A 19670-nucleotide genomic window follows, 5' to 3' on the forward strand; every position below is an offset into this window, starting at 1 on the left:
GCACCGACCCGGCCACAAAGCGCTGCCCGCCGGAAACCTCTGGCAGACAGCGCTTTTCGACCATCGTCCGCTCAGTGCGCGCCGATATCGGCCTTCGCCAGATCGTCGCTCCGACCACTCGCCGCCTTGCCGTACCCGATGAACAGGGCCGAGGCGACGACGCCGATCAGCAGGATCAGAGCGGGCAGGTACATGGACTGACCCAGCGCGGTGCTGATCTTGTCCAGCAGGGCGGCCTTGAGGTGCGGGTCCTGGATGTGGCTCAGGCCGCCGTTACCGCCGCCGCCTTCACCGATGGGTCCGCTCGGAAGACCCTGTGCCGCAATACGGGCCGTCAGCAGCGCGCTGATCGCGGCCGAACCCAGCACCGAACCGACCTGACGGGTGGTGTTGTAGACACCCGCGCCCGCACCGGCCTGCTGCACCGGCAGGTTGTGGGTGGCGGTGGTGCCCAGCGGGGCCCAGATGCAGGCATTGGCGATACCCGAGAGGCCGCCGACGAGCATGAACAGCGGGATCGAGCCGTCCGGCTTCATGAGCACCGCGAACCCGAACAGGGTCGCCGAGAACAGCGCGAAGCCGATGGTCGGGATGATGCGGGGCGGCGTCTTGTCCGAGATCTTGCCGATGATCGGCGCGAACACACCGGTCAGGATGGCCATCGGCGCGAATACCAGGGCAGAGCGGGTGGGCGTCAGGTCGTGCACCTGCTGCAGGTAGAAGTAGGCGGGTACGAACACACCCGTCACCGCCGCGCCCATGGACGCGATGGCAACGTTGCCCAGCGCGAAGTTGCGGTCCTTGAACAGACTCAGCGGTACCAGCGGCTCACCGGTATTGCGCGCCTGATTGACCACGAACAGCGCCAGCACCACCAGACCGGCAATGATCATGGCCCAGATCCAGGCGTTCCAGTCGTGGGTATTGCCCTCCTGGATGCCGAACACCAGCAGGAACATGCCGATCCCCGAGAGCGCCACACCGACCAGATCGAACTTGTGCTCGTGCGTGGGCAGCGACGGCACCAGCCAGAACGCCAGCGCGAAGGCGATGATGCCGATCGGCACGTTCACGTAGAAGATCCACTGCCAGCCCTGCCAGTCCACCAGCACGCCGCCCAGAATCGGGCCGACCAGAGTGGCCAGACCGGCCACGCCGCCCCACAGGCCCATGGCCGCGCCGCGCTTGTCCGGCGGGAAGGTGCGCATGATGACGGCCATGGTCTGCGGCGTCATGAGCGCCGCGCCCAGGCCCTGCACGGCCCGGGCCGCGATCAGCATGTTGATGCTGGTCGACTCGGCACACCACAGCGAGGCCAGGGTGAACACAGCCAGGCCGCCGAGGTAGATGTTCTTGGGGCCGAAGCGATCTCCGAGTCGGCCGGTGACCAGCAGCGGCACCGCGTAGGCCAGCAGGTAGGCGGAGGTGACCCAGATGACCTGGGAGACATCGGCCTGCAGGTCCTTCATGATCGCCGGATTTGCCACCGCGACGATGGTCATGTCCAGCAGGATCATGAAGAACCCGACGACCAGCGCGTATAGCGCCAGCCACGGATTGCGTTGAGTGGACATGGGATTCGGATTCCTATCTCGGGTGGTGGGTGCGGACGGCGGCCAGGTCCTCGGCGGTGAGGCCCGCGCCCCAGTCATGGCCCTTGTTTTCCTCGGGGATGGCGCGGCGTTCGCCTTCGGCATCGAAGGGCTCCCACTCCAGCGCGCCGCGGTCCAGGTCGTCGATGAAGCCGCGCAGCCAGCGGGCCTCGGCCACGGACAGGTCGTGGACATAGTCGATGGCCACCCAGTACCGCCTGGGGACCTGGCGGTTGCTCACCCACTCGCGCAGCGCCTCGAGTTCGGTGATCCGGCTCTCGATCCAAGCGATACGTTCGCGCAGTACGGCGGCGACTTCGCCAGCGGGCAGATTGTGTGCTTCGGCCAGCGCGACCGGGAAGATCGGATACTCCTTCACCGGTTGCCGCAGTAATTCCGAGATGCGGGCCCGCAGTGCCGCGCGCCCGGCCGTGCGGATTCGGTAGGTGGTCCGTTCGGGCCGGTTACCGGCGCGATCGGTGCCCTCGGCCAGGACCAGTTCCTGCTCGGCCAGCCGGGCCACGGTGTGGTACAGCGACCCGGGCTTGATCTTCACCAGCTCGTCCTCGTGGCGGCTGATCAGGAGCTGATACATCTCGTACGGGTGCATGGGCCGTTCTTCGAGCAGCGCGAGCACCGCGATCGCCAAGGGCGTCAACGCTGGTATCGCCTGCTGTTTCGTCACCCGGGCCTCCGTTCTCGTGACCGCTCGACGCTAGCGCCGGTCACCGACATCCTCCGTACCAAATATTCCACGTGGAATATACGATGCGGAACAAGTTGGGGCAACCCCGACCGGCCGCGCGCCCCTCGCTGTGATGGCAATCACGACTCTGGCGAAATGCCTTGCCGCAGGCCATTTCCCGACGGGCCGCAAGTAATTCGGGCCGGTAGCATCAACTTTCGTTACGGAAGTCGCAGAAAGAGGTACACGCAATGTCCGATCAGGAATCGACCCAGGACACCGCCGCCGCTGAGGGCATCGCCGCCATGATGGCGGTCTGGGACCTCAAGGGCTCGGACGACGCGAAGGCCGAAGGCGACGTGCAGGACAAGTAATCCCGCACTCCCGCAATGGAAAAGCCGCCCGTCGGATCGAAAGATCCAGCGGGCGGCTCCGTTTCACCGCAATCCGGCCGAATTATGCGGTCGGGGAGAACGCCTCGTCGATGATCTCCTGCTGCTCCACCGCGTGCACCTTGGACGAACCCGAGGACGGGGCCGACATGGCGCGACGCGAGATGCGGCGCAGCTTGCCGAAGCGGGCCGGCAGGATCTCCGGCAGGTTCAGGCCGAAGAACGGCCACGCGCCCTGGTTGGCCGGCTCCTCCTGGACCCACGCCAGATCGCCGGCGTTGGGGTACTGCTCCAGCGCCTCGTTCAGGCGGAACTTCGGAATCGGGTACAGCTGCTCGACGCGCACGATGGCGACGTCGTCGCGGTTGTGCTTGTTCTTCTCGGCCACCAGCTCGTAGTAGATCTTGCCGGAGGTGAGCAGTACGCGCTTGACCTTGGCGCGGTCGCCGTCGCCCGACTCGTAGGTGGGCTCCTCGAGCACGCTGCGGAACTTGTTGTCCGTGAAGTCCTCGACCTCGGAGATCACGGCCTTGTTGCGCAGCATGGACTTCGGGGTGAAGACCACCAGCGGGCGGCGGATGCCGTCCAGGGCGTGGCGGCGCAGCAGGTGGAAGTAGTTCGACGGGGTGGACGGGACGGCCACCGTCATCGACCCCTCGGCACACAGCTGCAGGAAGCGCTCGATACGACCCGAGGTGTGGTCCGGGCCCTGGCCCTCGTGACCGTGCGGCAGCATCAGCACGACCTCGGAGAGCTGACCCCACTTGGCCTCACCGGAGGAGATGAACTCGTCGATGATGGACTGCGCGCCGTTGACGAAGTCACCGAACTGCGCCTCCCAAAGGACCAGTGCGTCCGGGTTGCCCAGCGAGTAGCCGTACTCGAAACCGACAGCGGCGTACTCGGACAGCGCCGAGTCGTGCACCGCGAACCAGCCCGGGTTCTTCGACCCGATGTTGTGCAGCGGGGTGTACTCGTCACCGTTCTTGCGGTCGATGATCACCGAGTGCCGCTGCGAGAAGGTGCCGCGACGGGAGTCCTGACCGGTCAGGCGAACGGCCTTGCCCTCGTCGATGAGCGTGCCGAAGGCCAGCAGCTCGGCCATGGCCCAGTCGACCTTGCCCTCGTAGGCCATCTCGCGACGCTTCTCCAGCACCGGCCTGACGCGCGGGTGCACGCTGAAGCCCTCGGGCACGTTCACGAACGCGTCGCCGATGCGCTGCAGCACCGTCTTGTCCACGGAGGTCACCAGGTTCGGCGGCAGCTGCTGCTCGTCCTCGACCGACTCCGACGGCTCCGGCGGGAACTTCTCCAGCTCGCGCACCTCGTTGAAGATCCGCTCCAGCTGACCCTGGTAGTCACGCAGGGCGTCTTCGGCTTCCTTCATGGAGATGTCGCCACGGCCGATCAGGCTCTCGGTGTACGCCTTGCGGACCGAGCGCTTGGTGTCGATCACGTCGTACATGCCCGGCTGGGTCATCGACGGGTCGTCGCCCTCGTTGTGGCCGCGACGGCGGTAGCAGATCATGTCGATGACCACGTCGCGGTTGAACTTCTGCCGGTAGTCGACGGCCAGATTGGCCACCCACACACAGGCTTCCGGGTCGTCGCCGTTCACGTGGAAGATCGGGGCGCCGATGAACTTCGCGATGTCGGTGGAGTATTCGGTGGAGCGCGAGTACTCCGGCGCGGTGGTGAAGCCGATCTGGTTGTTCACCACGATGTGCACGGTGCCGCCGGTGCGGTAGCCGCGCAGACCCGACAGGTTCAGGGTCTCGGCCACCACGCCCTGGCCGGCGAAGGCCGCGTCACCGTGCAGCATGAGCGGCACGACCGAGAACGACCGCGCCTCTTCACCCTTGGTGACGATGTCTTCCTTGGTGAGCAGGTCCTGCTTGGCGCGGACCAGACCCTCCAGCACCGGGTCGACGGCCTCGAGGTGCGAGGGGTTGGCCGTCAGCGAGACCTCGATCTCGTTGTCGCCGAACATCTGCAGGTAGGTGCCGCGCGCGCCGAGGTGGTACTTCACGTCGCCGGAGCCGTGGGTGGCGGCCGGGTTCATGTTGCCCTCGAACTCGGTGAAGATCTTCGAGTAGGGCTTGCCGACGATATTGGCCAGCACGTTCAGGCGGCCGCGGTGCGGCATGCCGATGATGACCTCGTCGAGGGCGTACTCGGCGCACTGGTCGATGACGGCGTCCATCATCGGGATGACCGACTCGGCGCCTTCCAGCGAGAAGCGCTTCTGGCCCACGTACTTGGTCTGCAGGAAGGTCTCGAACGCCTCGGCCGCATTGAGCCTGGACATGATGTACTTCTGCTCGGCCACAGTGGGTTTCGCGTGCTTCTGCTCCACGCGCTCCTGAATCCACTTGAGCTGCTCGGGATCCAGGATGTGGGTGTACTCCACACCCACGTGGCGGGCGTAGGCGTCGCGCAGGATGGACAGCACGTCGCGCAGCTTCATGCGCTCCTGGCCGTGGAAGCCCGCGACATTGAATTCGCGGTCCAGGTCCCACAGGGTCAGGCCGTGCTGGGTGACGTCCAGGTCGGGGTGCGAGCGGAACTTGTCCTTCACCAGCCGCAGCGGGTCGGTGTCGGCCATCAGGTGGCCGCGGCTGCGGTAGGCGTTGATCATCTCCTGCACGCGGGTCGACTTGTCGATACCGCGTTCCTGAATGTCCTTGCGCCAGCGCACCGGCTCGTAGGGGACACCCATGCCGTGGAAGATCTCGTCGTAGAACTCGTCCGAGATCAGCAGGTTGTGGATGGTGCGCAGGAAGTCACCGGACTCCGCGCCCTGGATGATGCGGTGGTCGTAGGTGGAGGTCAGCGTCATCAGCTTGCCGATACCCATTTCGGCCAGCTGCTGATCGCCCATGCCCTGGAACTCGGCCGGGTACTCCATGGCGCCGGCGCCGATGATCGCGCCCTGCCCCTGCATGAGGCGCGGCACCGAGTGGTTGGTGCCGATGGTGCCGGGGTTGGTCAGCGAGATGGTGACGCCGGAAAAGTCGTCGTTGGTGAGCTTGCCGTCGCGGGCGCGGCGCACGACGTCCTCGTACGCGTTGTGGAACTGCGCGAAGGTCAGGCCCTCGGAGTTCTTGATGGCCGCGACCGCCAGCGCACGGTTGCCGTCCTTACCCGGAAGGTCGATGGCCAGACCGAGATTGGTGTGCGCCGGGGTGACCGCGTTCGGCTTCCCGTCGACCTCGGCGAAGTGCCGGTTCATGTTCGGGAAGGCCTTGATGGCCTGCACGATGGCGTAACCCAGCAGGTGGGTGAAGGAGATCTTGCCACCGCGGGTACGGGCCAGGTGGTTGTTGATGACCAGACGGTTGTCGATCATCAGCTTGGCCGGGATGGCACGCACCGAGGTCGCGGTGGGGACGGCCAGCGACGCCGACATGTTCTTGACGACGGCCGCGGCGGGCCCGCGGAGCACCTTGGTCTCGTCCTCGGCGGCGGGCTTGGGGCCGCCCGAGGTCGGGGCCGCGTTGGAGCTGGGGGCGGGAGTGGTCTGGGGGGTGCGCACCTGGGCGGGGGCCGGAGCCGGGGCGGGGGCGGCCGGGGCGGGGGTGGCGACAGGGGTGGAATTGACGGCGGGGGCGCTCTGTCCGGGGGCAGTAGGCACTGCGGCGGGTGCCGGAGCGACGGCGGCGGCCGCCTGGCTGTTGTTACCAATCTCGGCAGTGTTCTCTGGCGTGTAATCCGCCAGGAACTCGTGCCAGCTCTCATCGACGGACGAGGGGTCTTGCTTGTACTTCTGGTACATCTCGTCGACAAGCCACTGGTTCTGTCCGAACTGGTCTGTTGAGCTGCTCACAGCAGGTGTTCGCCTCATTTCGTTCTTCGCGCTGCGACGTTTGTGACGTGCCCGGCACGGGTAATCGGCGGATGCGCGCCGATGCGCCCCCACTGAGGATATGCCCACCCCTGTTCGCCGTCGGGCATGGCTACCACCGAGCGGACACATTCTCTGATGACGACTCGTCCGCGCCCGAGAATATTCCTTCCGTCGCCTGCGCCGCAGCCCACAGGCGGGAGTACGGGCCGGTTGCCGCGAGGAGTTCGTCGTGGGTGCCGATTTCGCTGATCCGGCCGTGCTGCACGACGGCGATCCGATCGGCCTGGGCGGCGGTCGCCAGCCGGTGCGCGACGATGACCGAGGTGCGGCCGCGGGTTACCGATTCGCTCGCGACCAGCACCGATGCCTCGGCGGTCGGATCCAGCACCGCCGTGGCCTCGTCGAGCAGCAGCAGATCGGGGCGGACCAGTTCGGCGCGGGCCAGGGCGATGAGCTGCCGCTGCCCGGCCGAGAGCCCGCGTCCGCGTTCCCCGACCGGTTGCCGCATGCCCTGGGGCAGGGCGGTGATGGTGTCCAGCGCCCCGACCGCGGCGGCGGCCGCCTCGATTTCCTCGGGACTCGCAAATGGTTTGCCAAATGCAATGTTGCTGGCGATGTCGCCGGTGAACAGGTGAGCTTCCTGAGGGACCACGCCGAGCCGCGAGCGGAACTCGGCGAGCCGATAGTCGCGAATGTCCACGCCGTCCACGCGAATTGTGCCGGAGCTGTCCGGATTATGACCACTGTCATGCATTTCCGCTATGGAGAACGGCGTAACACTGGCGGAAAGTTCGTGATTCCCCTCACCCGCCGTCCTGGGCATGTTGTCGCCCGTTGTCCGGGGCATGTCGTAGAGCCGGGCGAGCAGCTTCACGATGGTCGACTTGCCCGCGCCGGTCTCGCCGACCAGCGCCAGGCTGCCGCCCGCCGGGATGGTCAGGCTGACGCCCTCGAGCGCGGGCCGCACCGCGCCCGGGTACTGGAAGCGGACATTGTCGAAGACGACCTCCCCGCGCAGCCGCCCGTCGATGGGCGCCGCGTCCGCGGGATCCGCGGCGATGGAGGACCGCGTGCGCAGCAGTTCCCCGATCCGCTGCAACCCGACTCGTGCCTGCTGATACCCGTCGAACAGCTGCGAGAGCTGCATGATCGGCCCGAACAGCAGCTGCAGGTAGAGCACGAACGCCACCAGCGTGCCCGGCGTGGTGGACCCGTGCGCGACCGCCCACGCCCCGGTGAAGACCACCGACGCCAGCGCCAGATCCGCCCACATGCCGACGAAGGCGAAGAAGGTGGCGATGGCCCGCTGCGCTCGCATCCGGCTGACCCGGAAATTGTCGGAGTACCCGGCGAACCGGCGTGCGGAGCTGGCCTCGTGCCGATTGGCCTGCACCACCCGAAGTCCCGCGACATTCTCGGCGAAGTCGGCGTTCACGGTCGCCGAATGCTCGCGTGCGGCACTGTAGGCCGAGTCGGAGACCTTGCGGAACCACCAGGTGGCGAGGAGCAGCGGCGGCAGTGTCACGAACACGACCAGCGCCAGCTGGAAGTCGATCACCAGCAGTGCCACCGCGATGCCGGCCACCGTCAGCAGCGCGACGAGCGCGTCCGGCAGACCGGTCTGCATGAAGGTGGACAGGGCGTCGATGTCGGTGGTCATCCGGGTCATGATGCGGCCGGACAGCTCTCGCTCGTAGAAGTCGAGCCCGAGTCGCTGCAGGTGGGCGTAGCTGCGGACCCGCAGCCCGAAGAGCACGCGCTCCCCGGCCCGGTTGCTCCACAGCAGTGAGGCCGAGGCGACCAGCCAGCCCAGCCCGACCAGCACGGCCCCGATCGCGGTGGCCTGCACCAGCGCCCAGCCGTCGTGCTTGCCGACGCCCGAGTCCACCGCGTACCGCACCACGGACGGGAAGCCGACGCCCACCACCGCGTTCAGCGCGAGCAGCACCATGGTGCCGGCGACCAGCCACTTCACCAGCCGCAGCGCATGGCTCAGCCGGAAGCCCGGGTCGGGCTCGCGCAGCTCGGCCGCGTCCAGCCCCGGCCGCTCGGTGGCTGGCGGCAGCTTCCCCAGCACCCGCCGCACCTCCGCCGGTGTGTCCCGATCGACCGAATTCTGGCTTCCGGCAGCCGTTTCCGCGGTCACGTCCCGCGCGTCCGTGGTCACCGATACCTGCTCGTCGCCGGATTCCGGTGCGGGCAGCCGGATCACGCGGTCGGCGTGGGAGAGGGTGGATTCGCGGTGGGCCAGGATGAGGGTGGTGCGTCCGGAATCGGTGGGAAGGGACGCGAAGATGGCGGCCTCGGTAACGGCGTCCACCGCGGAGGTGGCGTCGTCGAGGACGAGGATGCGCGGGTCGGCGAGCAGGGCGCGGGCCAGTGCGATGCGCTGGCGCTGACCGCCGGAGAGGGTCAGGCCGCGTTCGCCGACCACGGTCTCGTAGCCGTCGGGCAGGGCATTGATGAAGTCGTCGGCCGCAGCCTGTTTGGCTGCGGCATGGATCTCCGCCTCGGTGGACTCGGGTCGGCCGAGGGCGATATTGGCGGCGATGGTGTCCGAGAGCAGGAAGGCCTCGTCGAAGACCACGCCGACCGCCGAGCGCAGGTCGGCGGCGCGCAGGTCGGCGATGTCGGCGCGGGAGTCCTTGCCGTACAGGGTGATCCGGCCGGAGCCGGGGGAGTAGAAGCGGGGCAGCAGCAGGCTCAGGGTGGATTTGCCCGAGCCCGCCGGGCCGATGACGGCCACCGTCTCGCCGGGTGCGATGTTCAGCGTGAAGTCGCGCAGCACGGGCCGGCCGGGCTCGAAACCGAAGGTGAGATCATCTATTTCGATGCCGAGCGATCCTTCGGGCACCTCCACCGGGTGCTCCGGATCGATGCGTTCGGGCGCGCTGTCGATGACCTGGTTCACGCGTTCGGCCGCCGCGCGTGTCAGCTGCGCCATGACCACCACATACGACACGATCCGGGTGGAGTTGGTCATCGTCGACACATACGCGACGAAGGCCAGGAAGGTGCCGAGCCCGATGCTGCCGTGGAAGGCGAGCAGCCCGCCCGCCGCGATCACCGCGACCAGACCGGCCTGCGGAATCGATCCCAGGGTCGGGCTGAAGCGGGCGTCGATATGGGCGGCGCGCATGCGCTCGGCGTACAACGTGCGGCCGTGCTGCTCGAGCACGTCGACCATACGGGCCTCCTGCCCGAAGCCCTTCACCACGCGCACGCCGGTGACGGTCTCCTCGACGTGCTGGGCCAGGTCGGCGGCGCGCTGCTGCGCGGACCAGGTGGCCGCGTACAGCCGCGGCCGTACCCGGTAGACCACCAGCGCCAGCACCGGCACCACCAGCAGCGCGGCCAGGGCCAGCGGCGGCGAGAGCCACAGCATGACGCCCGCGGCCAGCACGAATTGCAGTGCCGCCACCGCGGACCAGGGACCCATGGCCAGCAGGCCCTGCACGAGGGTCAGGTCGCTGATCGAGCGCGAGATCACCTGCCCGGTGCGCAGCCCGTCCTGTCCGGGCCCGTCCAGCCGTTGCAGCGCGGACAGCAGATCCACGCGCAGTTCGTGCTGGACGTCGAGGGCGAGCCGCCCCGCGAGCATGCGCCGCCCGAAGGAGGCGAGGAATCGGCCGACCGCGAGCACACCCAGCGCCACGGCCACGGCCGCGATGATGCCGGTGTTCCCGGCGGTCGCGCCGTCGAGGGCGCGCTTGGCCAGCAGCGGCCCGGTCACCTCCACGACCGCGCCGAGCGCGATGGCCAGCCCCAGCCCGGACAGCATCCACGGGTGCCCGGCGCACCGTTCCCACAACCTGCGCAGCCAGCCGCGCCCGGTATCCACATCCTTCGAAGTCATCCCGGAGAACAACTGTCTCCCCACCCCCACTTTGTTCCCGTCGTCGTGCCGCCCCGTCCAGTGTGCCGGGACGGTGGCTTGTGCGGCGCGGCGCGCCATGGTCGGCTGGATCGGTCACGGTCCTTCGAAATGGAGTCGCCCCCATGCCGATTCAGCGTCTCAATCACGCCGTCCTGTTCGTCTCCGACGTGGAGCGGTCGGTCGCCTTCTACAGCGAGGTGCTGGGCTTTCGTCGCCTGCCCGGCGGTTTCCCGGGCGGGGCGTTCCTGCAGGCGGCCGGGTCGGCCAACGACCACGACCTGGGCCTGTTCCAGTCGCCGGACCCGGCGGTCCCGCACCGCACCGGCCGCGTCGGCCTCTACCACCTGGCCTGGGAGGTGGACACGCTGAGCGAACTGCAGCGGGTGCGCGACGCCCTGGTCGCGGCGGGCGCGCTCACCGGGGCCTCCGACCACGCCTCCACCAAGGCCCTCTACGCCGCCGACCCCGACGGTATCGAATTCGAGGTCTGCTGGCTGGTTCCCGACTCCGCGGTGGAAGCGGAGCTGGCTGCCATGACCGCTCCGAGCCTCCCGCTGGACCTGCCCGGTCTCATTGCGAAGTACGGTGCGGACACTCCCGGCGGCCCGCGCACCGATCACGAGGTGTGGCGGCGGTTGTTCTCCGGCCGCGCCTGATCAGAGGTCGCGGCGGGTGAGCATCCACCAGGCCGCCGCGCCCGACGCGGCGCTCCACAGCACCAGCAGCGCCATGGCGGCCGGGGTCGGCGCGAAGAGCGCGCTCTTGGCATAGCGGCCGCCGCTGATCGCCCCGACCGTCGAGGACACCGGCAGGATGGCCGCCAGCCCGCCGAATCCGATGGCGCGCGCGGTGATCCAGATCAGCGGCTCCAGCACGGCCCAGCCCAGCACGGCGGCCAGCGCTCGGGTGGGCGAGCGCAGCACGATACCGATCGCGGTGCCGATCACCGCCCAGCACACCGCTGCCAGCGCCACCCCGACCAGCACGCCGAAGAAGCCGCCGTCCAGGGGCACCCGGGAGCCGCCGGCCAGCCGCATGGCGGCCCCGCCCAGCACCTCCATCAGCAGCACGGTGCCGAGCGAGAACGCCCCCGCCACCGCGAGTTTCGCGCCGAGCAGCAGGGTGCGGTCAGGGGTGTACAGCGAGCTCATCGCCAGCGATCCGGCCTGGAAATCGGTGCCCGCGCCGAGCGCCCCGAAGGCGGCCGCCGCCGCGACCGTGAGCACCAGTACCCAGGTGGTCAGCAGTGCCGCCCAGCCGGATCCGGAGCTGAAGCCCTGCGCATGCTCGTCGCCGGGCTGGAAGCCGGTGCCCAGCGCCACGAACGCGATCACACCCGCCGCGATGACCCCGCCGCCGATCAGCCAGTTCAACCGCACCGAAGTCACCTTCCGCACTTCGGAATTCGCGGCCCGGGCGACCACCGGCGGCACAGTGAGGATCATCGAATATCCTTTCGTGGGAGGTCATCGACCTCGCGCAGGCATGCGGCCCCGATCGGGCGGGCGGGCCGCCGCCGGCCCGCGTCTCCGGCGATGGCGCGGATATCGTTGTGGCGCAACGACTTCATCGGTAGCTCCGGTAGGTGGCCGGGCCCGGGTACGCGGGGGCCGGAGGCCCGCTGTGGGTGAGGGCGGCCAGGACCTGATCGGGATGAATGTGTTCGGGGGTGATCTCGGTGAGCTGGACGCGGGCCGTGGAGGCGGCCGATTCCAGTTGCGAGAGCGAGGCTTCCGCAATGGCGAGGCGGCCGTCGGGCCGCATGACCGCGTCCGTGAAGCCCTGCGCGGCCAGGGTGGTGGCCAGCGCGATCGGGCTGGAGGCCTTCACCAGCAGCCGGTCGGGGTGGCTGCGGCGTAGCCGGGCCGGGCTGCCCTGGTAGGCGATGCGCCCGCGGTCCAGCACGAGGAGCTCGTCGGCGATGGGCAGCACGGTGCTGAGCGTGCGGGAGGTGAGCAGCACGGTACCGCCGCGGCGGGCGTGGCCGCGCAGATAGTCGTTGAGCCAGGCGGTCTCCCCGACATCGAGCCCGGCGGCCGGATCGTCGAGCACCAGCAGCGGCGGGTCGCCGAGCAGTGCGACGGCCAGCGCCAGCCGGGTCCGCATGCCCTCCGGCAGGCCGCCGATGCGCTGGTCGGCGGCCTCGGTGAGCCGCACCAGCGCCAGCAGTTCCGCCGCCCGGGCATCGGAAATGCCTGCGGCGGAGGCGTAGACGCGCAGCTGGGCGAACACCCGGCGGGCCGGGTGCAGGCCGCGCGGGTTCAGCATGGCGCCCACCACCTGGCGTCCGGCCCGGGCGCCGGAGCCGGGTCCGCCCACGCTGGCGGTGCCGGAGGTGGGGGTGAGCAACCCGAGCAGCATGCGCAGCACCGTGGACTTGCCCGCGCCGTGCGGGCCCACCAGGGCGGCCACCTTGCCGGCGGGCACCACGAAGCTCACATCCTCGACCGCGGTGACGCTCTCGAAGGTCTTGGTCAGGCCCCCGGCGGCGAAGGCGAGCGGCCGCGCGCTCACGGCTGCGGGTTCCGGGTCGGCGCCTCCACCGCGGGCAGCGGATCGGCGTCGATGACCAGGGGCTGCGGCCAGGTCAGCGGCGGCGCGCCGAACGCCTTGCGGGCATTGTCGACCACGCCGCGCCCGATCGCCCGGTTGCCGAATCCGCCGATGGCCGCGCCGATTCCGGCCGGAATCACCTTGCCGACCATGAGCGCGCCGCGTTTGGCGATGAACTGGATCATGAACCGTTTGAGCAGCGAATCGTTCATGGCGCTCAGGCCCGGGATCTTGCCCGCCAGCAGCCCGCCCCAGTTCTTGGCCGAGTGCCCGACGCTCTTCTGCACGATCTCCATGCCGCTCTCGCCGAGCACCACGGCCAGCACCAGGGCGCGGCGGCGCTCCTTGTCATCGGGCGCGACTCCGTGCACGGCCGCCACCGCCAGGGTGAACACCGCGGACGCCTCCAGGAAGAAGGCGGTCTCCGCGCTCATGGCCGCCAGCGACGCCACCGTCCCGACGCCCGGCACCGCCGCGGTCGCGCCGACCGCCGTGCCGGAGGTGGTCACGGTATTGAGGTAGAGCTTCTCGATGCGCGCGATGATCTGCCCGGGCGTCTCACCCGGATGCGCATCCCGCAGCTTGCCCACGTATTTCGTGACAGCCGGGGCCTGTACCTGGGACCCGTTGTCGAGCAGCGAGACGACCGCGTTTTCGAGCCCGGCCTTGAACATCGACGACAACCCCTTCTCCGTGCGGTCCTCCAGACCGAAACTCTATGGCACCTGTATCCAATATGCCCTCCGCTCCGCTCCGAGCGGCTTCTCGGCCCCGAGGTCTCGATTCTTCCCTGCTCCGCTTCTCTTCCCTGCTCCGCTTCGCTCCCCGCTCCAAGGCGGAGGTCTATCCAGCCGCGGTCCGGAATCGAGACGGCCGCGAAGCATTCGACGTCGCCACTGCACGCGGGTCCGTGATCGGTCTACGGTGGACGAGTGGCAGGCGTGTCCGAAGGCGCGTCGGGGGTGCCCGACCCGCGGTTGCGCGCGTACGTCCTCGGGTACGAGGGCTATCTGCTGCACGGCTTCGCGCCGGGTACGCATGTCGGGATGCCCGCGTCGGCGCTGACCGTGATCATCACCATCGATGAGCCCATCCACGTGCCGGTGTCCTCGCATCCGGAGCAGGCGGGCGGTCACTGGGACATGCTGGCCAGCGGGCTCACGGTGCGGCCGGCGGTGGTCGCGCACAACGGGTTCCAGCACGGGGTGCAGCTGAACCTGACGCCGCTGGGCTGCCGGGCGCTGTTCGCGATGCCCGCGGCGGCGCTCGGGTCGTGGATCGTGGATCTGGCCGACGTGCTCGGGCCGCGCGCGGCGGAGTTGCGGGAGCGGCTGTCGTCGGCGCCCTCGTGGCCGCGGCGCTTCGCTGTCATCGATGAAATCCTGCTGCGCCAGGTGGATCCGGTGCACTGGGACGCCGAGCTGACCCACGCCTGGACCCTGTTGTCGGGCCCCGACCCGGCGGTGCGGGTGGCCGCCGTGGCCGACGAGATCGGCTGGAGCCGAAGACATCTCGGCAGCCGCTTCAGCGCCGAATTCGGCATCACCCCCAAGGACGCCGCCCGGGTGGCCCGCTTCGAACGCTCGCACCGCCTGCTGCGCGACCCGATCCCGCCCGCGCTCGCCGCGGTGGCGGCCGCCGCCGGGTACTACGACCAGGCGCACATGGCTCGCGAGTGGCGGGAACTGGCAGGTATGCCGCCATCGGTGTGGCGGGAACGCGAGGAGTTCCCATTCGTCCAAGACCAGTAGGCCGCCGAGGTCGGACGCTAGTCCCATGAGCGAAACGACAACCCCCATCAAGACCGGCACCGTCGTCTGGCCGACCCTGGTCTACCGCGACGCCCCGGCCGCCATCGCATTCCTGGAGCGGGCCTTCGGCTTCGAGACCACCGCCCGCTACGACGAGGGCGGCACCGTCGCGCACGCCGAACTCGCCTGGCCGGGCGGCGGCGCCATCATGCTCGGCGGCGTCCGCGAGGGCATGGCGCTGGACTGCCAACCGCCCGGCGTCGGATCGGTGTACATCGCCATCGACGACGCGGACGCACTGTACGCCCGGGCGCAGGCCGCGGGCGCCACCATCACCCGCCAGCTGCGCGATGAAACCGATTACGAGTCACGGGGTTTCACCTGCCGCGATCCCGAAGGCGTCTACTGGAGCTTCGGCACCTACCGGGGCGCGGCCGGCGAATAGCCCGGGGCGTGTCCCGCGGGCACGCGCTCGGCCTCGACCGGCGGGGGCGGCGGGGTACCGTCCCCGAAGGGCCTGCCGCCCAAGGCTTCCCGGCCGTGCGGGGTCAGCCAATTGCCGAGCTCGGGCCCCTTGGGCACCACCCGTGTCGGGTTGATGTCGGTGTGCACGATGTAGTAGTGCTGCTTGATCTGCACGAAGTCGATCGTGTCGCCGAACCCGGGGGTCTGGTACAGGTCGCGGGCGTAGGCCCACAGCACCGGCATCTCGGTGAGCTTCTGCCGATTGCATTTGAAGTGGCCGTGATAGACCGGATCGAACCGGGCCAGCGTCGTGAACAGCCGCACGTCGGCCTCGGTGATGGTGTCGCCCACCAGGTACCGCTGCGTCGCCAGTCGCTCGGACAGCCAGTCGAGTGCGGTGAAGAGCCGGTCGTAGGCGGCGTCGTAGGCATCCTGCCCGCCCGCGAATCCGCACCGGTACACGCCGTTGTTGACCTCGGTGTAGACGCGGCGGTTCACCGAATCTATCTCCGCGCGAAGGTCTTCCGGATACAGCCGTGGTGCGTCGGGCCGGTGGTACTCCGCCCACTCGGTGGAGAAGTCGAGGGTCATCTGCGCGTAGTCGTTGGTCACGACCGCGCCGGTGCGCTCGTCCACGATGGCGGGCACGGTGATGCCGCGCGGATAGTCGGGGAACCGCTTGAAGTAGGCGTCCTGCAGGAAGTGGATACCCAGCACGGGATCCACCTCGCCCGGATCCAGATCGAAGGTCCAGCTGCGCCTGTCGTGGGTGGGCCCGCACAGTCCCAGCGATAGCACCGTCTCCAGCCCGAGCAGACGCCGCACGATCAGCGTGCGATTGGCCCACGGACAAGCCCGCGCCGCCACCAGCCGATAACGGCCGGGCTCGACCGGATACCCGTCCCTTCCGTCGATGGTGATCCGCGTCTCGATGTAGTTCGTATCCCGCTTGAATTCGCCCGGTTCGACGTAGGTCCCCGGCTCGGATTTCGAGGTCACTGTGTTCATTTTGCCCCTCCGCTTCGCTACGGGCCGGGTTCGCGGCCCCGGGGTCTCGATTCTTCCCTCCTCCGCTTCGCTCCCCCGCTCCAAGGCGGAGGTCTATCCAGCCGCAGTCCAGAATCGAGACGGCCGCGAACCACAGATGATCTACTCGGCCGTCATGGCCGATTTCGTGGTCACCCTTTTGCAAAAGTAAGCGTCCGCATACATTCGGGGTCATGACTGACTCGAAGCCCACTCGCCTGGAGCGCATCGTCACCGACGGCGGCGCGGACGCGGCGATCCTCACCATCGACAATCCGCCGCTGAACCTCTTCGACAAGGCCCTGATGGACACGCTGGCCGCGGATCTCGAGGAGCTGTCGGCGAATCCGCCCCGCGCGCTGCTGATCCGCGCCGACGGCAAGCTGGTCTCTGGCGGCGTCGACGTGCACGTCTTCGACGGCCTGTCGGAGCAGGAGGGCGCGCAGCTGTGGCGGACCCTGTTCGCGCGCATCATCCACCCGCTCGAGGCGCTGCCCTGCCCGGTCATCTTCGCCGCGCACTCGCTGACCCTGACCGCGGCTTTCGAGATGTCGCTGGCCTGCGACATCATCCTGGCCGCGCCCAAGGCCAAGTTCGGTCTGGTGGAGACGGTGGTCGGCCTGACCCCGTCGATGGGCGGCCCGCAGCGGCTGGCCGAGCGCGCCGGTTCGGGCCGCGCCCGCGAGTTCGTCATGACCGGTGACACCTACGACGCCGCCACCATGGCCGAGTGGGGTGTGGTCAATGCGGTGCACGAGGATGTCGACACCGCGGCCCGGGCGCTGCTGGCCCGGCTGGCCGAGGGCCCGACCCGCGCGCACACCGCCACCAAGGCGATCATCGAGGCCTGGCGCTCCGGCGGTGTGGCGCACGCGGATTCGGTGACTCCGGAGGTGTCCGGGCAACTTTTCGGCACCGCGGATCTGCGCGGTGCGGTGCGCAGCTTCCTGGAGGTCGGTCCCGGACAGGCCACGTACACAGGCCAGTAGGCATCGACCGGCCGTGCCGCGGCCGATCGACTGTGCGCGTCCGGGCGTGTCGGCTGCCGCCCGGGCGTGTCAAGCCCGCTACCTGCACTGGTGTGGGATTGAGGGTGACACGAGCCCGCCCGGCGGAAATCCCGATGCGACTGTCGCGAAAACACCGCAAATTCGATGCTTCCGCAGGCTCGGTTGGGGGAATGGGGGGGTTGACCGGGCGGCGATCTGTTTCTGTGGTGTCAAAGCCTGACATCCGTTTGCCGACAATCCGCCCATCGTTGTGATCTGCATCATATAGTCACTCTTGCCTGCAGGGCTTCGAGGTACCCGGAGGGACGACGATGTCGCAGTTACTCGTGGAATATCCGCAGACGCGAAACGGCTGGTGCGACAACCCGCTTGCCCGCGCCGCCGACGGCATCCTGCGCTACGGCAACCTCACGCCCGCGCTCACCGAACTCCTCGACATCCAGGTCCACACCTTCGCCGCCCGCGAGGCCGTGGTCGAGATCGGCGGACCCCGGCTCACCTACCGCGAACTCTGGTACTCGGCTTCCCGCATCGCCGGCGGCCTGCAGGAGCACGGCATCGGCTACGGCGACCGGGTCGCGGTCCGCATGCCGGTCGGCGCCCGCTGGGTGCAGGCGTTCCTGGGCGCGCTGCTCTGCGGGGCGGTGCCGGTACTGGTCCACGACGGGCTGCCGGAGGCCGTGGCGGACCGCGTGATTCACGACGCCTGCGCCGACTTCGTGCTCGACGGCGGCGGCCGCGCGGCAGGCTTCCGCGACGCGCTGCCCGACGGTGCGGCCTTCATCGACGACGGCGCGTCCCTCGGTGAACTGGCACTTCTCAGCTACACCAGCCCCTGCTCCCAGGCGGGCCCGCGCGGGGTGGAACTGACCAACGAGAACCTGCTCTCCGCGGTCCGTTCCGTGGTCGGCGCGCTGGATCTGCCCACCGACGGCCTTCGCAATCTGGTGCTGCTGCCGCTCGCGCACGCCAGCGGCTGCGTCGACCAGTTGCTGCCCACCTTCGCCGTCGGCGGCACCGTGGTGCTCACGCCCGACCGGTCCGCGGTGCCGGAAGCCCTTGTCGCCGAACGCATCGACATGGTCGCGGCGACCCCGCGCATCTTCGCCGGCCTGCTGCCCGGGCTGGCCGGACTGCGGGTGGAGCGGGTGCGGCAGATCTGCAGTGCCGGGCATCGCGCCGAACTGGCCGCGGCCGATCCCGCCACCTCCGAATCCGTCGCCAACTCCCTGCGCGCGGTCTTCCCGGAGGCCCGTCAGTGGTCGGTGTGGGGGGCGACCGAGACCTCCGGCATCGGGCTGGCCCGGGACGACACCGCCCCGGGCCGGGACGCGCTCGGATTCGCCTTCGGCGGAACCGAACTCGCGCTGTGGGGCCCGCTCGCGGCGGTCGGCCACGGCGAGCTGCTCTGCCGCGGGCCGAATGTCAGTCCCCGCTACTGGAACGACCCGCAGACCACCGAGTCCCGCTTCACCGGCTCCTGGTTCCACACCGGAAACCAGGTCAGCATCGACCGGAACGGCCTGGTCCGCCGGTCGGACGGGGACTGATCACGCTCTGCCGCAGATGTCGGATGAGCGGCTCCGTCGCGGAGGTCGGACAAGCGGCTCCGCCGCAGATGTCGGACAAGCGGCTCGCCGCAGAGGTCGGACAAGCGGCTCGCCGCAGAGGTCAGACGAGCAACCGGGCGCGCAGCGCGTCGCGCAGCTCCTGGGTGATGCCGATCTCGGTGAGATAGCCGTCGAGGCCGCCGTACATGGCGTGCATGGAGCTGGTTCCCGACTCCAGGTACTCGGGGCGGACGCCGAGCAGATCGTCGGAGAGTTCCTCGTCGGTGCCCGCGGTCATCAAAGCGCGCAAGGTGGGGACAGCGTCATTGCTGAGCAGGTAGTCGGCGTAGATGTCCTCTTCGATGACATCGACCGCACGCAGCAGCGTGGCCACGGCCCAGCCGGTGCGGTCCTTGCCCGCGGCGCAGTGCACCAGCGCGGTGCCGCTGAGCACGGAGTCGGCGAGTGACCTGATGGCGACGTGCGCCTCGGGCAGGGCCGGGAAGAGCCGGTAGACCTCGAGCATGTGCCCGGAGGCGCTGCTGTGGCGGCGCGCTTCGTGCGGCGGTGTCTCGCCCATGCGGGGGTCGAAGGGGGTGACCTTCAAGCGCACGCCGTCCGGGACGACGTCGTGGCCGATATGGTCGATCTCGGCGAACCCGCGCAGGTCGTGGACGTCGGTGACGCCCAGCTTGCCGAGGGTGGTCAGGCCGGTGTCGTCGAGTCGGCTGAGCTGGGCGGACCGCAGTAGCACTCCGTCCCGCACGGTGGAACCGCCCGCGGTGCGGGCGCCGCCGAGATCGCGGAAATTGAAGGTGCCGGAGATCAGGAATTGGTCGTGGCGCGCAGAAGTCACCCGCTCAGGCTATCGGTGGGCGGGTGACGCCAGAGTGTCGAACAGTTGAGCGCTGTGGGTTCGCGC

At 69.2% G+C, this 19670-nt stretch carries 15 protein-coding genes; 6 read left to right on the plus strand and 9 right to left on the minus strand.

Going from position 1 to position 19670, the window contains the following annotated elements; genetic code table 11:
* Positions 1 to 71: 71 nt before the first annotated feature.
* Positions 72 to 1574 carry a DHA2 family efflux MFS transporter permease subunit gene (locus ABZ909_RS20575; RefSeq protein ID WP_357001899.1) on the minus strand — a complete coding sequence of 501 codons (1503 nt, stop codon included), beginning with the start codon at positions 1572 to 1574 and terminating at the stop codon, positions 72 to 74.
* A gap of 13 nt (positions 1575 to 1587) precedes the next feature.
* On the minus strand, positions 1588 to 2277 hold the full coding sequence (locus ABZ909_RS20580; RefSeq protein WP_357001902.1) for a PadR family transcriptional regulator: 690 nt from the start codon (positions 2275 to 2277) through the stop codon (positions 1588 to 1590).
* Between the two features lie 251 nt (positions 2278 to 2528).
* Here ABZ909_RS20580 and ABZ909_RS20585 point away from each other — a divergent pair, with 251 nt between their 5' ends.
* On the plus strand, positions 2529 to 2651 hold the full coding sequence (locus ABZ909_RS20585) for a hypothetical protein (RefSeq protein WP_357001905.1): 123 nt from the start codon (positions 2529 to 2531) through the stop codon (positions 2649 to 2651).
* An 82-nt stretch (positions 2652 to 2733) separates the two neighbouring features.
* Here ABZ909_RS20585 and ABZ909_RS20590 read toward each other — a convergent pair whose 3' ends face one another.
* Both ABZ909_RS20590 and ABZ909_RS20595 read right to left on the minus strand, forming a co-directional pair.
* Positions 2734 to 6513 (minus strand): multifunctional oxoglutarate decarboxylase/oxoglutarate dehydrogenase thiamine pyrophosphate-binding subunit/dihydrolipoyllysine-residue succinyltransferase subunit, encoded by a 3780-nt coding sequence (locus ABZ909_RS20590; RefSeq protein ID WP_357001907.1) that lies wholly within the window; start codon positions 6511 to 6513, stop codon positions 2734 to 2736.
* 112 nt (positions 6514 to 6625) lie between these two features.
* Positions 6626 to 10297, minus strand: coding sequence for an ABC transporter ATP-binding protein (locus ABZ909_RS20595; RefSeq protein ID WP_357002284.1), 3672 nt, complete (start codon positions 10295 to 10297; stop codon positions 6626 to 6628).
* A gap of 218 nt (positions 10298 to 10515) precedes the next feature.
* On the opposite strand from ABZ909_RS20595, the gene ABZ909_RS20600 reads away from it, so the two are divergent.
* Positions 10516 to 11049, plus strand: coding sequence for a VOC family protein (locus ABZ909_RS20600; protein WP_357001910.1), 534 nt, complete (start codon positions 10516 to 10518; stop codon positions 11047 to 11049).
* Here ABZ909_RS20600 and ABZ909_RS20605 read toward each other — a convergent pair whose 3' ends face one another.
* From ABZ909_RS20605 to ABZ909_RS20615, 3 genes are all read right to left on the minus strand, one after another.
* The gene (locus ABZ909_RS20605; RefSeq protein WP_357001913.1) at positions 11050 to 11838 is read right to left on the minus strand and encodes an ABC transporter permease; all 789 of its coding nucleotides are present in this window, start codon (positions 11836 to 11838) and stop codon (positions 11050 to 11052) included.
* 121 nt (positions 11839 to 11959) lie between these two features.
* Complete coding sequence (locus tag ABZ909_RS20610) at positions 11960 to 12907, minus strand: ABC transporter ATP-binding protein (RefSeq protein ID WP_357001916.1); 948 nt, start codon at positions 12905 to 12907, stop codon at positions 11960 to 11962.
* Positions 12904 to 13620, minus strand: a complete 717-nt coding sequence (locus ABZ909_RS20615; protein ID WP_357002285.1) for a hypothetical protein — start codon at positions 13618 to 13620, stop codon at positions 12904 to 12906. The genes ABZ909_RS20610 and ABZ909_RS20615 overlap by 4 nt, the downstream gene beginning before the upstream one ends.
* A gap of 258 nt (positions 13621 to 13878) precedes the next feature.
* Between ABZ909_RS20615 and ABZ909_RS20620 the strand changes: the two genes are divergently transcribed.
* Together ABZ909_RS20620 and ABZ909_RS20625 are read left to right on the plus strand one after the other, a co-directional pair.
* Positions 13879 to 14697 (plus strand): helix-turn-helix domain-containing protein, encoded by an 819-nt coding sequence (locus tag ABZ909_RS20620; protein ID WP_357001919.1) that lies wholly within the window; start codon positions 13879 to 13881, stop codon positions 14695 to 14697.
* 25 nt (positions 14698 to 14722) lie between these two features.
* The gene (locus tag ABZ909_RS20625) at positions 14723 to 15142 is read left to right on the plus strand and encodes a VOC family protein (protein WP_357001922.1); all 420 of its coding nucleotides are present in this window, start codon (positions 14723 to 14725) and stop codon (positions 15140 to 15142) included.
* Here ABZ909_RS20625 and ABZ909_RS20630 read toward each other — a convergent pair.
* On the minus strand, positions 15118 to 16170 hold the full coding sequence (locus tag ABZ909_RS20630) for a glutathione S-transferase C-terminal domain-containing protein (RefSeq protein ID WP_357001925.1): 1053 nt from the start codon (positions 16168 to 16170) through the stop codon (positions 15118 to 15120). The two genes, ABZ909_RS20625 and ABZ909_RS20630, sit on opposite strands and share 25 nt — an antisense overlap.
* Positions 16171 to 16382: 212 nt before the next feature.
* Here ABZ909_RS20630 and ABZ909_RS20635 point away from each other — a divergent pair, with 212 nt between their 5' ends.
* The gene (locus tag ABZ909_RS20635) at positions 16383 to 17177 is read left to right on the plus strand and encodes an enoyl-CoA hydratase/isomerase family protein (RefSeq protein WP_357001928.1); all 795 of its coding nucleotides are present in this window, start codon (positions 16383 to 16385) and stop codon (positions 17175 to 17177) included.
* Between the two features lie 332 nt (positions 17178 to 17509).
* A complete protein-coding gene (locus ABZ909_RS20640; protein ID WP_357001931.1) occupies positions 17510 to 18748 on the plus strand; it encodes an AMP-binding protein in 1239 nt (412 codons plus the stop codon).
* 121 nt (positions 18749 to 18869) lie between these two features.
* Here ABZ909_RS20640 and ABZ909_RS20645 read toward each other — a convergent pair whose 3' ends face one another.
* Positions 18870 to 19604, minus strand: coding sequence for a tyrosine-protein phosphatase (locus ABZ909_RS20645; RefSeq protein WP_357001934.1), 735 nt, complete (start codon positions 19602 to 19604; stop codon positions 18870 to 18872).
* Positions 19605 to 19670: the final 66 nt, after the last annotated feature.

It is taken from the genome of Nocardia sp. NPDC046763 (genome assembly GCF_040645495.1).
Taxonomy (GTDB): domain Bacteria; phylum Actinomycetota; class Actinomycetes; order Mycobacteriales; family Mycobacteriaceae; genus Nocardia.

Bases quoted from the DNA above. Each gene is read 5' to 3' on its own strand.
- ABZ909_RS20575 (WP_357001899.1), bottom strand. From the start codon at position 1,574: ATGTCCACTCAACGCAATCCGTGGCTGGCGCTATACGCGCTGGTCGTC.
- ABZ909_RS20585 (WP_357001905.1), top strand. From the start codon at position 2,529: ATGTCCGATCAGGAATCGACCCAGGACACCGCCGCCGCTGAGGGCATC.
- ABZ909_RS20590 (WP_357001907.1), bottom strand. From the start codon at position 6,513: ATGAGGCGAACACCTGCTGTGAGCAGCTCAACAGACCAGTTCGGACAG.
- ABZ909_RS20595 (WP_357002284.1), bottom strand. From the start codon at position 10,297: ATGCTGTCCGGGCTGGGGCTGGCCATCGCGCTCGGCGCGGTCGTGGAG.
- ABZ909_RS20600 (WP_357001910.1), top strand. From the start codon at position 10,516: ATGCCGATTCAGCGTCTCAATCACGCCGTCCTGTTCGTCTCCGACGTG.
- ABZ909_RS20605 (WP_357001913.1), bottom strand. From the start codon at position 11,838: ATGATCCTCACTGTGCCGCCGGTGGTCGCCCGGGCCGCGAATTCCGAA.
- ABZ909_RS20615 (WP_357002285.1), bottom strand. From the start codon at position 13,620: ATGTTCAAGGCCGGGCTCGAAAACGCGGTCGTCTCGCTGCTCGACAAC.
- ABZ909_RS20625 (WP_357001922.1), top strand. From the start codon at position 14,723: ATGAGCGAAACGACAACCCCCATCAAGACCGGCACCGTCGTCTGGCCG.
- ABZ909_RS20630 (WP_357001925.1), bottom strand. From the start codon at position 16,170: ATGAACACAGTGACCTCGAAATCCGAGCCGGGGACCTACGTCGAACCG.
- ABZ909_RS20635 (WP_357001928.1), top strand. From the start codon at position 16,383: ATGACTGACTCGAAGCCCACTCGCCTGGAGCGCATCGTCACCGACGGC.
- ABZ909_RS20640 (WP_357001931.1), top strand. From the start codon at position 17,510: ATGTCGCAGTTACTCGTGGAATATCCGCAGACGCGAAACGGCTGGTGC.